Here is a 14,956-nt window from a genome sequence, read left to right on the forward strand (position 1 = left end):
ACAAACTATATGCAGAATACAGGAAAACCCACTGAATTCTGAAACAATATCCCCAACTTGCTAAATAAGTTGGGGATATTGTTCTTTTATTAACAAAATGTAATATAAATACCTAATTAAAGATAATAGAATTCATAATCTGCCATTCATGACGAGCATCAAGCACAAGCACTCCGGCTGAACTTAAATCGATAGGCTCATCTTCACCATAATTCTGCGATTGCCTCTTTTCCCCCATCGTATACAAACGATTACGTACAATACTAAAACAAGTTTCTGTATCAATATTATCGAGTTCGGTAATCACAGTACGTCCGTTCTCCCCATCAGGCAACGATACCAATGTACGGTCTTCACCTGCAGTTTCGTAATTACGTAAAATAATATCCCAATACTTTATCACTCTTCCTTCCGCATCAAGCATCTGCATTTGGAAAGTAGGTATTCCTTCTTCCACATCTCGCTGCGTCATAACAACCGAAACCCAAAAGCTATCACCGAACACCGTACCCCTCGGTAATGAAATCGTCCCCTTAGGATAGGCTTCCTCATCAGTCCGCCAGTTCGTATCGGCACTATCCAGATAACCATCACCATTCATATCCAGCGGCAACTGCACATTCTCTGTATTACCTGGAAACCACTTGCACAAATCAACCTCATATACAGAAAACGCATTGTTCACTGCCGATCCTGCCAGTGCACAGTCATAATCCATACGCGGATTCATGCCGTTTATCACATTATCCTTATGAAAATCGAAAGCATCGTCCACACTTCTGAATCCTCCGAAGATAATAGTCTGATTACGTTTGGTCGCAACTAGCCGCAGCTTAGCCACACTACTGCCGTTTACCTGCACCGGCACACGGGTAAAATAGCCGAACGTACCCGCTACCTGCCGGCGAGCTACCATCAGTCCATGCTGTGCCTCTGCTTCAGCACTCAGTTTGGAAAGAATCACTCCATTTTCCACCAAAAAAATTTCTGCACCTGCAAAAACTTCTTCAGCATACCCTCCATTAGGGACAGTTACGGTTTCAGTCTGATTGTAATAATCCCCTACTTCTACACCTTTAAACGGCTCATAGCCTCCGTAAGTTCCGCTTTGGTAACCAATTACATATGCCATGTAATTCTTTCCTTCCTCCAGACACTCACTGCCGGTAAGTGTAATTGTGACATATCGTCCCTGTCCGTCTTCCGTACTCCAGGGATAGCTTGCTTTGTTATCCGGATTACTCCAGTTTTCAATCGTCTTTTTATATACCACCTTTGCCGGGCTCTGATACTCCACAATCAGTACTGAGCTTGTCGAACGTCTGCGTAGGTGTAACGCTCGAAATAGGACGGCGTGATGTGACAGTAGCCGGATTCACCCCTTCTCCACCTTCAAAAAGCTCGCCCACACTTTCTACCGCTACAGTAAACGTCTGCTGCAGTGGCTTCCCATTCTGTCCTTCTGCATCAAGCGACGACGAATCGCTGCAGGCAGAAAGAAGCATCAGGACGATGCCTGACATATAAATCAATCTAGTATATTTCATAAGTTAATCATCCAATTAAGAAACTTCATACCCTTGTAACTACCTTACACAGTGCCAATTGTTATTGCAACACGCCAGAACAGTCTATAGGTTTTGACGGAATCCCCAGACAATAAAAATGATTTGCCTCAATCGGGAAAAGATACTTGTCGAGGTCGTCGATAATACCTGTGCCTATATCAGTTTCGTCTTCGAAATCAAGCCCGTCGCTATTTTGCCAAGGCTTTATCAACCGTACCTTTTTGCTGGAACCTACAATACCGGTCATGGAGGTAGTAACAAACTCCGCTACAAGCGTATAGTCGTACAGCTCCCTGTCTGGAATATTGACAGGCAGCATAAATGCCGTCATGTAGCATCTGTAAACATAATCAGGAATGACTCCTGAGCCAGGTTCTGGAAGATATAAATCATCCTTTGTAAAGGTCTTATCCATCAGTACCCTGCCCTCTTCGTTGAAAGAATCATTCCCGTAAGGGCTGGTAATATAATCTGTAATTCCACTTGCTGCTGGAGCACTGGGCAATAGTTTCACTTGTGTATTCTGTGAATTATAAAGCAATATTCTCACGCGCTCTACTTCCTTCGGAATCAGATTCAGGCAAACCTGCAGACCTGCGACTCTGCGCCACAAATTAATCTCACCAATATTCTTGTCACTCTCCGATGCTGGCTTGAAATCTACGTACCCCGTAAAGAATTCCGAATGTGCCATATCAGTCGGAGTTTTACCTTCTTGAAGTGTAATCGGATCAATCAGCTTACTGCCTGTCTGAATAGACTCAGGCAAGCCATAGGTTTCTTTCGAGTTCATCCCGTCATAGTCTGGCATATTATCTTGCCCTGTCGCTCCATCTACACCTACCGCTACCAGCCGGTAAGTTTTTCCGACTGTAAATGTATAGGCAAACGTATACCGCATTACTGCCGTTTCATTCGGAAGATTATTAGCTCCAAAGTATTCTCTCCACCCCACATTAAAGCGGGCTTTACACTCACCATCGGTCCCAGCTTCGTCCATTTCGTAAATATAGAGATATACATCCGTAACGTGCTGCACACCACGAATATTATTTCCATAATCTCCATCATAAACCGGCAAGGAAGTACGGGTCTGCAAGTCACTCTGAGCCGCAATGGTAACCGTTACTCCCTCAACAGTCTGTACCGGTTCATTCTCCTTGCTACATGAGGCTCCCAGCAGGAGGAAGCCACACACAGTCAGGGCACAAGATACAGCATGTATGAATTGTTTCATTTTCATAACCTACTTTCCTTTCATTCTTTTACGAGATAGAAACGTCCGTCATTACTCTTCATCGCACCTGCATTTACTGTAAGCGAAGTACCATCCAGCAGGTAGCGCTTTCCTGTCTGCTTGTCAACCAGTGTCCATCCCTTCCAGTTGCTGCCATAATCCAAAGTGAATTCTGTCTGTTGCGAACCGTCCTTTACCATGAATCCTAAATCCACACGAGTTGCATTACTCATTTTCTGAATATCGAGCGCACGCTTGTCGGCTACGGTATACACCTTTACCTTCGGCATAAAGTCCTCGTCAATCAGTGAAACAATATCCTCCTTCGCATTGTATGCATCTGATGCTCCGGCACTGCGAATCAGCGAACAAGAACTTACAGAGTTACCCGATACAGCCGAGATTTTCATTTCGCCTGCTGTCGGAACAGAAGCACTGCGGGAACTTCTGGTTGCGGTACTTGCAGAAGGCTGTACAAACATATCCGAGGTATAAGTTATATTAACATTGTCTGAAGTATAACCTTCTAACGCCTCTACATAAAATGCCTGCAACGGTGCAATGGTGTTGCTCTGTTCTCCAGCTACATCAAAGCTTAAATCTCCGTTTTTACCTAAGGAAATTCTGACCAATCCCTCTTCTTCTCCGAAAACACTTTCAGAATCTATGATACGGATAGCTTGAACAGACTGTTTATTTTCTGTCAGGAATGTCTTTATATCCAAATAACTCATAAACGGGTTACCTGCCACAAAATAGGTAGCTCCCTGTTCTTCATTCCGCAATTCAAAAGTAAATGAACGACCTGCATTCTCCGGCTTAAACCCACTCTCTTCATAAGCAAATTTTCCATTCATATTTCTTGCCCCTTCCGGCAAAGTTTCTTTTTTAACCCATCCGCCGGAAAGCGTATAATAATTGTACTCGGTATATGCTTTCGGGAAACGAAGACGATAAGAAGTCCCCCAATCATTTCCAACCATCATCTTGATGCCCTGTGCCTGCTCGTACGGCTGAGCCACGGCATTGAATGTACGACTCCAGTCGGCAGTAGCAACTACAGTACCGTTAGTACCAGAAGTTGCAGTTGTAACCGCACGACTGTACATTTTCTGACGTACTATCGGATTGTGTCGCACTTCACGATAAGTAGCCCCATTCAGCGGAGTAAAGTATGCCGGCATCTCAGGCGAAACAAACATATCGCCCGTAACCATGCCGTGAAGCGGAGTAGAAATCATATGATACATACCGCTTTGTACTTCCATTTCCACGTATGCACAGTCATACTCCAGATATTGTGTATTGAGTACAGCAGCTCCCGGTTCGAAATGAATATTCGCACAATAGTTACCGCCATAGAATTTATCTACACTACCCCAAGCATTCAAGTCAGGATAACGTGTGGCTCCTGCAGGAATCACCACATTAGTACATCCCCAAGGAGAACCGTCCGTCCAGTTGCTCCAGTTGTTCCAGTCGGTATCTGACGCATTTCTCTTCCAGGTAGTCTTCAGCGGATGTACCTGAGCACGCAGCCCGTTGTAAGTAGACAATCCCGAAATAGAATAATCGCCTACCGGCAATGACAATTCAAAGAAATAGCCCTTATCATCCTGCCGCAATTCAGCCTCCTGTTCTATCTTCTGTCCGTTGCCGTTATACGGATAGCAGGTAAATGTAAGTTTAGTACCAACTTTATCATCCTGAGCATCGACAAAGATACGTACATTGCCCAAATAGGTTGTTTCATCCACACAAACATGTTCGGTTATACTCTTATATGCAATGTCGGTTTCTCCTTGATCATCCGGTTCTTCCGCACAGTCGGGAATACCATTTCCGTTGGCATCCGGACGGATATAGAAACCCGACAGCCAGACTGTTTCGAGCGCATCTGCCAATGAAGGGAACGAAATACGTACTTCATCGTAACCCTGTAAAGGAGTAACCTCCATATAAGCCAGTCCGGCATCGCTTATCACCTCGATGGAAGCCAATCCGCCGGAAGTAGACTCACTTGCTACCGCCTGTCCACCATTGTATGCAGCTATTGTCACATTCTGAAGAACAGACGCATTCAGCACATATCCCGGCGTACGGAGTATGGCACCCAGCGGCTGTCCGCCTCTGATGGAATTAAATTTTACAGCCACGGTAGAACGGCTTATCAGGCTGACTCCAGCTACAATAGAAGCCGCTGTCTGCTGACTGTTGTCGATTACGTACGACAGATTGTTCATGGTAGTCCCTACACTTGCAACCGACGAAGATTTTGTTTCTGCATAGTTGATAGTCGCCCCATGCTTCTGCGCCGTGATTATTTCCATGCAAGCCTCCGATGTCCCTGCATACTCTTCGCAAGTAGTGGGTTCGTAGAAAGCATAATACAAACGGAAGGTATTCAAATTGACATTCAGCAAGCCTGCAGTCCAAAGCTCCACCTGATCGAATGTCTTATCTGTTTCCACATAAAAACGTAACTTGCTTCCGTCGTTTCCTACCAGTCCCACTCCTACCGCGTCATTTTCTGCCGTCAGTCCGGAAAACACTTCTTCACCATCTTTATACAGTCTGATAAAGAAAAACTTCAAGACATCGGCACCCAGCAGCTGATTATTTGTCTGCATCACAAATCCCACGCGGGTCTTTCCTCCTTGCGGAGCAATGTCTTGAGAAGAATGTACACCAGCCAGACTGCCAAACTGAATCAAGCTCAATACATTGGTAGCTTCTGCATAATTAGTATAATCACCATCAACCAGATTCTGGCGGTTGTTTATCTTATTGAACAAAGAAATACCTCCCTGCGATCCACTAGATTCAACCACCGTATACTGTCCTTGGTTCGCAGAAGTATTAATCATCATCGTATTACAACCCGCCTCAGCTTCTTTTTTATTGCGATGAATCACCGCATACGACCATGAAATTTCTTTTTCTTCTCGGGTATATACAGCCTTTACTACATAGTCACCATTTACTGTCATGCCGGTCATGTGGTTGCCCGATATAGAAGGAGATGTAGCTCCGCTGGGCCAACTAATAAGTGAATAGATTACAGTACCTTCCGATGGTGTCGGGAGGTTGTAATAATCGGTAGAAATGGTATCATTGCCAATGGTAAAATAAGAGGATACGTCTATCTCTACCGGGTCGCGGGAGTAGGCGTAATGAACTTTCACTGCTGATAACAAATTAATACCAGAAGGTAAATCAAGTTCCAATCTTCGGGTATCCTTTTTTGTTAATATCATGCTAAACTCTCTTGCGCCTCCTACTAAAGCAGATACTCCGATACCACTTTCCGTATTAATGCTTTGAGGATTATTATCACCTGTGTCATAGGCATTTAATTTAGTAGCTCCTAAAGAAATAGAAGCTAATCCACCCCCAGTTGTATAATATCCTACTTCTGAACCAACGGGTATCGTCGCTCCAAAATCTACACGACATGTGAGTCCACCACCCAATAGTCCGCTTACAAGTTCACATACCGGTCCATCATTTAGATTCTTGTTTACTAAATCTCCTGTCCCCCAATGTGCTGGTTTTTCTTGCTTAGCTGTAGGATACGCATATGTTTCTGCTGCTATCTTTTTAGGATTCTCCCCCACAAACGCATAGTAGAACTCCAGTCCACTAAGTACTTCGACATCGATGGAAGCACAACCGATGCGTACCTCATCAAAAGGTTTAGTAGTAGTAAATGAAATTTCACTTAATCCTCCGGATACATTCAAGAGATTTAAGTTTAGTAACTTAAAATTATCACCACTTCCTGATGTAGAGGAACCGTCTTGTTCTTCGCCTTTTAAATAAGTCTTTACCCAAAAGCCTTGCAATACATTTAAGCTTAGTAAACCTCCTGGGGCTTTATACAAGAATCCGACCTTAATGCCATTAGAAGAATCGTAGTAAACACGATTGACATCTTTTACAGACAAAATTGGAAGCCCTGCATTTACCTCTGCCAATCCCTTCAGACTAACAGAGTTATCTAAGTTCTTGTCTACCAAATATTCCAACTTATTATCCGAGTTACTTAAAACGCCTACCAAATTCTTGGTTATCTGGTTGATTACTCTTCCTTCACCCACCAAAGGGACACGACAATTGGGCTTGTATGTAGCACCGTAGGTAGCACCCTGTACCACATCAAGTCCCGAGGTACTTGCAGCCTCAGCACGTGTTCCGCCTTGTTCGAAAGATTGCACCGAGGGAAGTAAATCCTCATCGCGGCATGAATAAAATACAACTGTCAGCAGTGCAGCCAGAAACAGCGGCACCGATGCAGACCATTTCTTTCCGGCTATTCGACAGGCGGAAAGAAAACTCCTTTGTCTGGATGTCTGGAAAAATACGCTCATTATCTTTAAATTTTATAGTTTTTACAATATTTCTTCACTTCCCCGTCGTGCATAAAACGGTACTACCTGCCTGCGGTTTTACGCGATTCTTTCTCTGAATAATGACGGAAAGCTGCCTGGCTCTTGCCTTCGGAATAATCATGAAAGACAGGCAGTCTTCCGGCTCCGATTCGTATCGTTCATGAGAAATCTCACTGTTGCCGGCGTCTTGCAGAAGAGCTTTTTGTTACTTGACTTCGGAAATTCAAAAAACAGGGTAAAATAGTATTGCCCGAATGTCAGGCAATACTATTCGATATATCGGTCTGAAAATTAATCCAATTCCATTCCGTGAATCACTTCCCAGTTATCGTTTACTTTCAATACAAGTTCCTGCTTGTTGTTCAATGATTCTGGTTGATCTGGATCTGTAGGTTCTGGATCTGGATCCGGATCTGGATCTGTACCTTTTCCCGGATCATCATTCATTCTGGTACCAATACCATACAAGTGGTTACGTACAAGGCTGTAGGTGTTTGCAGATGTATCTGTAATAGTACTATCCCAATTACTATTCCAGTATGTAATTGTCTGATTCAACTGAACATCAGTTGAACCCAGATTCACTTTCCAGCTTCTAAGTACCTTTCCACCTGCATTTGTCAATTGCAAAGTCAAAGTCTGTTTTCCATCTACATGTGCAAACGGGATAACAAATTCACCACCAAAAGCAGAACCTTTCTGGAAAGTAGGATATGTACCAGCTGCAGGGCTGCCACTAGGTCTATGTGGATTTTTCCAGTTTTTACCCGCATCAATCAAATTATCACCGTCCTCATCCTTAATAGCAGTAAACCATTTATTCAAATCAATAGTGCTAATCACACAAGTATCACTTCCAGATTTGCCATTGGTACCGTTTACTACATATTTTACATTCTTGCCATTACCAGAACCATTTCCAGTAAGATCAAAGCTATTGAAATTACCAAGAACCAATGACTGATTCTGAGCACTTGCAACCAGTTTCAGATACTTAGCACCTTCCATATAAGGAATATCCTTAACATAGGCAAAAGCACCTGCTACCTGACGGTTCAGTACTATCGGTTTCTTGAAACCTTTTCCTTGTTCAACAGTCAATTCCATCTGTCCGGCAAAGATTTCTTCACCAATCTTATTCGTAGCGTCCCCTTTAATTGGCAACACCATGTTTTCGCTGAAAGTATATTTACCTTCACCTTCTTCTGTCTTTTTAACTTCAGTAACCTTAGTTAAATCATAATCACTAGTAGCACTATAACCTACCGCATAAATCTGATAAGTACCGGCAGCAAGTTTATCTGCATCCTTCAGTTCAATAGTAGTCTGACGACCGTGACCACCAGTAGTATATACAGTTGAACCATCAGTATTCCAATTAGAGATTTCTTTTACATATACTACCTTCTTACCAGTATTATCACAAATCCACAGCTTCACATTTTCAATAGTCTGTTTAGCCTCGGCACTAAACAGCGGGCGTCCGGCACGGGTAGCCAGTCCGTCGCCACCATTTTCCACCTGAAGTGTGATAATCTGAGCACCGTCAGCTACACTCTCTACACCATTTCCGTCTTGCACATAGACAACTTCCTTGTCGCAAGAATAGAATGACAATGACGCTATCAAAGCCATTCCCAATAAATAGTTTTTCTTCATACTTAAAAAATTAAACTATAAATAATAACATTATCAATAATCGGTCAATCAATCCAGTTCCATACCGTGTAGTAACTCCCAGTTATCATTTACCCGAAGGTAAATCTCGAAGTCGCCCTCACCGCTTCCGCCTTCGTCTACATACACATACTTCAGGATGGTAATCTCGTTACGCCCCATGGTGATGTTTACGTCCTGTGGTTCTAGCGTAGGATGGTAGGTTGCCCTGCCTTGGGTTCCGGCTGCCGACTTGTCGATAAACATCACACTCAGCGTAGAACCTTCGTACGACGGCGACGGACACATCAGCGTTTCGCTCTTTATTTCACTGCGTATCTCCTGCCAGTCGAGCTCGGTATGTATATCGGTCAGGGTGGAATACTGGAAACCATTGTCTACAAAATTGTAAATATCCTGTATATCCTTGGTGGAGAAGTCGATGTTATCGGGGATTCCCTCCGCCTTGATAAGCAAGTTGCCCTTGGTACGCTCCATGGCAAGCGAATGTTCTTCGTTGCCGTAACGATAGTCGAACGTAGCACTTGCCAGATAGATGTCGTTTGCCGCCGCACCCACAGCTTCCATTTCTGCCGTAGTAGCATCTTCTCCCAGCGGTTCATCGCTCTTCATGTTTCCCCATACGGTAAGAGTATATTTTCCATACGGCAACGACTCGGGAAGAGTGATAAGCTGAGTCTGATTATCGTTGTCTACCAGCGTATTTTTCTGCTCTGCCACTACCTTTCCTTCGGCATCGTGTACAATGTAATATAGCGTGCTCACGTAATCGCGAAACGGCAGGTTTTCTGCCTTGCGCTCCATCAGTCCCAGCTTCACGGCATCGTCGATGTTGAAGTAATTCTTATCTTTTACTGTAAGCGTAACCTGCAGCGGCGGACAGGGAGGAATGGAGTCGCGTATGCAACTGCTCCACAGAAGACACACAGCCACCGGCAATACATACAATATCTTTATACCTCTACTCATAGTCTTTTCCTTCTGTCAATGCTTGAAATGCCGGTGTCGTAAGGTAAGGAAGGAAATCCGGCTCTGTTTGCATTCGTTCCTTCAATCGGCTGTCGGGCAGCGCATGTTCCAGACGGGCTGCTACCTCGTCTGCCTCTTTCTGCATACGTGCAGCCACCAGCGCACGTACGTATTCTGCCAGCGGAGTGTGGTCTTCGCAGCGATCCATAATGGAAGCCGCATGCTGTGTATCGCCAACACTGAGCGATACAACCGCCGCATTCACGTCTTCGTACCCCCGCATCAGCGTGTACGCCTCTTGCAGCTTTCTTTCCTGTGCCTTGAGCAATGCCAGGTTGTAGCGCGCCTGAGGCAATTCGGTATTGGTTTGCAGCAGCTCAATAGCTTTTTCGTTGTTTTCCTTATATACATATACGGCTGCCTTGGTATTCAGCACCTCGGGTGAATATTCTTTCAACCCGTTGAGCACTGCCTCGGCCTCATCTGCCTTGTCTTCACGCAGCAGAAGTACCGCCAGATTATTGGCTGCCACCTGCGATTGCGGGAAGTAGTGCAAAATGGTACGGTATACCTCCTTCTTCTCTTCGGGAGTCTTCTTCAGGGTCGATACGCGCAACAGCTCTTCTTCATTGAAGGCATCGGGACGCTTGCCGTACATGTCGAGCAGTTCGGCATCGGTAGTGAAACTCTTCAGTGTATATGTATATACGTATTCTACCTTGCGGTCTTTCTGCAAGTAATTGTTTTTGATGTCGTTCCAGCAAGACAGACGGCGGATATAGCGTTCTGCCACATCGTCGTTCTCGGCATTATACTTATCTAATATCTCTCTTACCTTCAGCGAGTCGGGGTGTCCGTCGGCAATCATTGCCTGCAGCACCGGCATCCAGCCTTCGGGACGGGAACCGACACTGAAACGTGAAGCTTGCGACGCACTGATATGAAGCTGGTCTACCAGCCAGTTTTTGGCAGAATTGGCACGGTTGCGCGACAAGGTAGTATTGAAAGCATACGAACCGTCAGCCGATGCCATACCGTAAATGCTTACCCTGTTCAGTGTGGCAAGCGAGTCTGTCACGATTTTCTGCAGCGTAGCAAGCATACGGTTCATCTCGTTGCGGTTATCACCCAGCGAGAGGTTGATGTCGTAACGGTTTATCACGAACTGCAACAAAGCTTCTCCTCTGCCTTCCATAACCTTGGGACGGATAACAAACTCTGGCTCAATCCAGTTCAGTTGAAGCGATTTCTTGGGTTCTATCAGCGTAGGGATATTGTTGATGTAAGCAATATCTACGGTATCGGCAATACCACACTCACCACATCCGTCGGTAGAAAGTACGGCCACAATGCGTCCGCCGTCAATATCGGCAGGCACGGCTACCCGTTCGGAATAGGTTACATCGTACTCCTTGCGGTTGTTTACCTTGCGTGCGACATTTGCCAGTGTATCAACATAGCCGTCGAGAAGTACACGGCGGTTCATTTTCTTACTATAGATAGGAGCATCGAACACCATAGGAGTGTATTCTGCCAGCATAGAGTCTTTCTGCAGCAACTGCGGAACAACAATGAGGCGGGTGCGACCTGTAAAGGCCTTTGCCGGAATGTGAATATTCACATCCACACCCACAGTAGACATGCTGTCGGGGATCAGTGTACGCACCGGTGTTACCACAACTTTCTTACTCATACCCGATGATGCACAGCCGACTACTCCAAGCCACAAGCATCCAGCCCAGATTAAATATGTATATCTGAATTTCATATTGCAAACGTTTAAAAGATATAAGAAACCGATACAGCCAATTTTGTAAGCCCCCAATAATCTTTGGTCTTGTCTTCATGGCACTTACTGCAAGGAATGCGGGGACTCTCCTTATACCACAGGCGAGCGTATCCGGCACCAATCAGCGCTTCCAGATTCCAGTGCGACGACAATATCCAGTTGTAGCCATAGGTTACTCCCCCTCCGGCCAAGTAACCGTCGTATCGCTTATCACTGAAACCTCCATAATATTGTGCTCCATGCAAGTGAGCTCCTACAAAATGACCTTCAAAACTCTCGCAGAACCAGTATCTCAATTCTGGTTGCACAAGCCAGAAACGCATCTTTCTGTCATCCCTAAACGTCCAAGGATTGTATGCCAGCTGCCAGTCGGTAGTAAACTTTCGGCTCAAACCAATTTCAACGCTGGCATTGGGGGTAGTAGCTCCCCAATAAAGAGCATTTGTCTTCAAAGCTACGTTTTGAGCATTTCCGTTTCCTCCGAAACACAGAAAGGCACATAGAAAGAGTAATTTTCTATATTTCCGTATCATCTACACTATCATTTTATTTTTTTGCAAAGGTAAACAGCAACGGAAATACAAAAATTACAAATTCACGTCAAATAATTACAATTTACAATCACCCTATAATTCTAGTCAACCTATACAGTTTTTTCCAATTGCTTCTTTTCGTATTTCTTTAGGAGTCTTTCCAAAATATTTTTTACAGAATGTATCCAGATACGAGGTTGAAGAGAACTTATATTTTTCGGCAATCTCACTAAATGACAAATTGCTCAAAGCAATATCGCGCTTCACAAACTCCTGTTTACGTAATAAGAGCCAGTTTTTAGCTGTTTCATTGAAAGTTTCCTTAAAGCGCCGATTAAACGTACTCTGACTCATATTTGCCTGTAAAGCAAAATCCTTGACATCAAATATCTTGCGGCTATTCATTAATACAAAATCCTTAAATTCTAAATTTTGGGCCAAAACGGGATAGAAAAACAAAGCCAGTTCTTCTTTTGTATATCCGGCACGCAAATACAAGAAAAGTTCATCACGCTTTATCTGATGATAGTGTATGCACCCCAATCCCTCTTTTAAACAATCTACTAGTAAAGAAAAGAAACTTTGCAAGCGTATATCTAGTTTCAAGCAATATGGATTTTGACAAGCGCTTTCAGATATAAAATGCGACAACTGTTGAATGGAAAAACGCGAGCACAACTTCAAATCGTTTGTAAACGAACATAATAATAAGGTCGTAGCTTTCCGAGCAAAGGTCGTTATTTGTTTATTTTTTGGAAGTAAAAACATATACCCCAATTGAGGAGTAAAATATTTATCTATTTCATATCTTATCTCAATATCTCCTTGTAACAAAATAACCAAAAAAGTTGTATTAAGAAACCGACGTTCCACAGTATGCCCTTCGGGAATCTCCATCAACGTAAAAACTTTATTGAATTCTTCCGCATAATTAGTACACGAAATATGTTCATTTTTATACAAGAGTGTCATGCCTTTTCACTAATTAGGTTAATACTTACTCCTCAAAAAGCTTCTTTGACTTGTTAAGAACTTTACATATCCATTTATAAAAGCACAACAAATATAATTATTCTCTATATAAAAAACACAAAAAAAAAGTTTTTTTCCTAATTAAACTCACGGCTCTTTCATTTAAAACAACCTCTATAATCCTTGTTATTCTCCGAAAAACCATTATTTTTGCGCACAGCGATGCAGGAAGCACCGCTTCCGGTGTTTCTTTTTATCGTTCATATAAAATTATTTTTGTAGGCGGAAATCAAATGCGACAGAGGTCGTTTTTTGATTTCCGCCTTAATTTTCGCTATGCGAAAATAAGATTTATTTTGCTGATATGCAACATTTTGCATGTCTAATATATAAAAAAGAAACATGCATTCTGCCGTCGTGGCAGCATAATGAAACATCTGAAAGAATTTGTGAAATCAGTGCCGGATGACCGCAGGACAGACAAGGGAAACTACAAATACAAGCTGGAAGATATTCTTCTCCTTGTAATACTCGGACGGCTGGGCAAGTGTATGACAAGACCGGATATAATCAGATTCGGCGAGCGTAATCTGAAACGCTTCCGCTCTTTAGGAATTTTGTTGGACGGTGTGCCTTCTGAACCTACGCTCTGCCGTATATTCAAACATATTGATGATGAAGCCATGTCTGAGCGGATGTCTGAATTTACCTCCACCTTCCATGATGAGCTTGTCGGTTGTGCCGGAGACATCCTCTGTATTGACGGCAAGGCAATGAGAGGGACGGTACTTGAAAACGGACGCACCCCCGACATCGTATCCGCCTATTCCCTTGAAGGAGGTTTCACCCTTGCCACGGACATGTGTGAAGAAAAAAGCAACGAGATAACTTCCGTACCCAAACTGTTGGACAAGGTGGATGTGTCAGGATGCATAGTTACGGCAGACGCCATGTCCTTCCAGAAAGCCATCATAGATAAAATCCGGGAAAAAGGCGGTGATTTCCTTATCGAGCTGAAGGCAAACCAGAGAACTCTGCGATATGGGGTTGAGGACAATGTCGAACTTGCAGAGCCTGTGGATGTATATTCGGAAGGCCCTTTTCTTGAACATGGCAGAATAGAGACCAGAGTATGCCGTATCTTTCGTGGAAATGACCTGATTACGGACAGGAAAAAGTGGAATGGAAATCTGACGGTTGTCGAAATACGGACTGCAACGGAGAGAAAATCTGATGGTCAGAAATCTTCCGAGAGGAGGTTCTATGTCTCCAGTTTTCACGGAAGTGCCAGGCGGCTGAGTACAATAGCCAGAATGCATTGGGCAATAGAAAGCATGCACTGGGACCTTGACCGCAACCTGAGGCAGGACTTCATCAGGCGGAATAGTGCAAGGTCCGCCAGAAACCTTGACACGATACAGAGGATAGTACTGGCAATACTTTCTATATGGAAAGGTAAAAGGAAAAAGCTCTCCGACAAGGCTAAGGGAACGGCCGAACTTATTAGAGAACTTTCTTTGGACTTTACCGCAATGATACATATGCTGGATCAAAAATGAGATAATTTGTAATTTCAGAGGATTCGTAACGTTTTGGGTATCAATCATAACAAAATCCCTACTTCCCATAAGAAGTGGGTGGGGGAATTATGTGCCTTTATCTAAGCTTAAATGAAAGAGCCGTGAATTAAACTAATCTTTCTCTAATGAAAATATGCTAAAATCAATAAGTAAAAACAGGCTAAATAGCCAAAACTTATCAACAAAAAATCCGGAAATTTGTACAATATCCTTTTGCTTTTGTACAAATTTCCGGAAAGG

At 43.6% G+C, this 14,956-nt stretch carries 10 protein-coding genes; 1 reads left to right on the forward strand and 9 read right to left on the reverse strand.

Annotated elements, in window-relative coordinates; all coding sequences use genetic code 11:
* Positions 1–112: 112 nt before the first annotated feature.
* The 9 genes from ACDG22_RS00145 to ACDG22_RS00185 form a co-directional block, all read right to left on the reverse strand.
* A complete protein-coding gene (locus tag ACDG22_RS00145; RefSeq protein ID WP_270230461.1) occupies positions 113–1,297 on the reverse strand; it encodes a hypothetical protein in 1,185 nt (394 codons plus the stop codon).
* Complete coding sequence (locus ACDG22_RS00150; protein ID WP_270230462.1) at positions 1,263–1,547, reverse strand: hypothetical protein; 285 nt, start codon at positions 1,545–1,547, stop codon at positions 1,263–1,265. The genes ACDG22_RS00145 and ACDG22_RS00150 overlap by 35 nt, the downstream gene beginning before the upstream one ends.
* 61 nt (positions 1,548–1,608) lie before the next feature.
* Entirely contained in the window at positions 1,609–2,811 is a 1,203-nt protein-coding gene (locus ACDG22_RS00155) for a FimB/Mfa2 family fimbrial subunit (RefSeq protein WP_270230463.1), read from the reverse strand.
* 14 nt (positions 2,812–2,825) lie between these two features.
* Positions 2,826–7,175: a hypothetical protein gene (locus ACDG22_RS00160; RefSeq protein WP_270230464.1), complete on the reverse strand. Its 4,350-nt coding sequence runs from the start codon at positions 7,173–7,175 to the stop codon at positions 2,826–2,828.
* A gap of 312 nt (positions 7,176–7,487) precedes the next feature.
* Positions 7,488–8,855: a hypothetical protein gene (locus tag ACDG22_RS00165; RefSeq protein ID WP_270230465.1), complete on the reverse strand. Its 1,368-nt coding sequence runs from the start codon at positions 8,853–8,855 to the stop codon at positions 7,488–7,490.
* Between the two features lie 48 nt (positions 8,856–8,903).
* Positions 8,904–9,842 (reverse strand): FimB/Mfa2 family fimbrial subunit, encoded by a 939-nt coding sequence (locus tag ACDG22_RS00170; protein ID WP_270230466.1) that lies wholly within the window; start codon positions 9,840–9,842, stop codon positions 8,904–8,906.
* Positions 9,835–11,610, reverse strand: a complete 1,776-nt coding sequence (locus ACDG22_RS00175; RefSeq protein WP_270230467.1) for a hypothetical protein — start codon at positions 11,608–11,610, stop codon at positions 9,835–9,837. The genes ACDG22_RS00170 and ACDG22_RS00175 overlap by 8 nt, the downstream gene beginning before the upstream one ends.
* Positions 11,611–11,621: 11 nt before the next feature.
* A complete protein-coding gene (locus tag ACDG22_RS00180; protein ID WP_117702032.1) occupies positions 11,622–12,164 on the reverse strand; it encodes a DUF3575 domain-containing protein in 543 nt (180 codons plus the stop codon).
* Between the two features lie 105 nt (positions 12,165–12,269).
* Positions 12,270–12,770: a helix-turn-helix transcriptional regulator gene (locus ACDG22_RS00185; protein WP_370858743.1), complete on the reverse strand. Its 501-nt coding sequence runs from the start codon at positions 12,768–12,770 to the stop codon at positions 12,270–12,272.
* 794 nt (positions 12,771–13,564) lie between these two features.
* On the opposite strand from ACDG22_RS00185, the gene ACDG22_RS00190 reads away from it, so the two are divergent.
* Positions 13,565–14,695 (forward strand): ISAs1 family transposase, encoded by a 1,131-nt coding sequence (locus ACDG22_RS00190; protein WP_370858744.1) that lies wholly within the window; start codon positions 13,565–13,567, stop codon positions 14,693–14,695.
* Positions 14,696–14,956: the final 261 nt, after the last annotated feature.

This window comes from Phocaeicola coprocola (assembly GCF_041333015.1).
Lineage (GTDB): Bacteria > Bacteroidota > Bacteroidia > Bacteroidales > Bacteroidaceae > Phocaeicola > Phocaeicola coprocola.

Excerpts from the sequence above, each read along its gene's own strand:
- ACDG22_RS00150 (WP_270230462.1), bottom strand. The coding sequence starts at position 1,547 with ATGAAATATACTAGATTGATTTATATGTCAGGCATCGTCCTGATGCTT.
- ACDG22_RS00155 (WP_270230463.1), bottom strand. The coding sequence starts at position 2,811 with ATGAAAATGAAACAATTCATACATGCTGTATCTTGTGCCCTGACTGTG.
- ACDG22_RS00160 (WP_270230464.1), bottom strand. The coding sequence starts at position 7,175 with ATGAGCGTATTTTTCCAGACATCCAGACAAAGGAGTTTTCTTTCCGCC.
- ACDG22_RS00165 (WP_270230465.1), bottom strand. The coding sequence starts at position 8,855 with ATGAAGAAAAACTATTTATTGGGAATGGCTTTGATAGCGTCATTGTCA.
- ACDG22_RS00170 (WP_270230466.1), bottom strand. The coding sequence starts at position 9,842 with ATGAGTAGAGGTATAAAGATATTGTATGTATTGCCGGTGGCTGTGTGT.
- ACDG22_RS00175 (WP_270230467.1), bottom strand. The coding sequence starts at position 11,610 with ATGAAATTCAGATATACATATTTAATCTGGGCTGGATGCTTGTGGCTT.
- ACDG22_RS00180 (WP_117702032.1), bottom strand. The coding sequence starts at position 12,164 with ATGATACGGAAATATAGAAAATTACTCTTTCTATGTGCCTTTCTGTGT.
- ACDG22_RS00190 (WP_370858744.1), top strand. The coding sequence starts at position 13,565 with ATGAAACATCTGAAAGAATTTGTGAAATCAGTGCCGGATGACCGCAGG.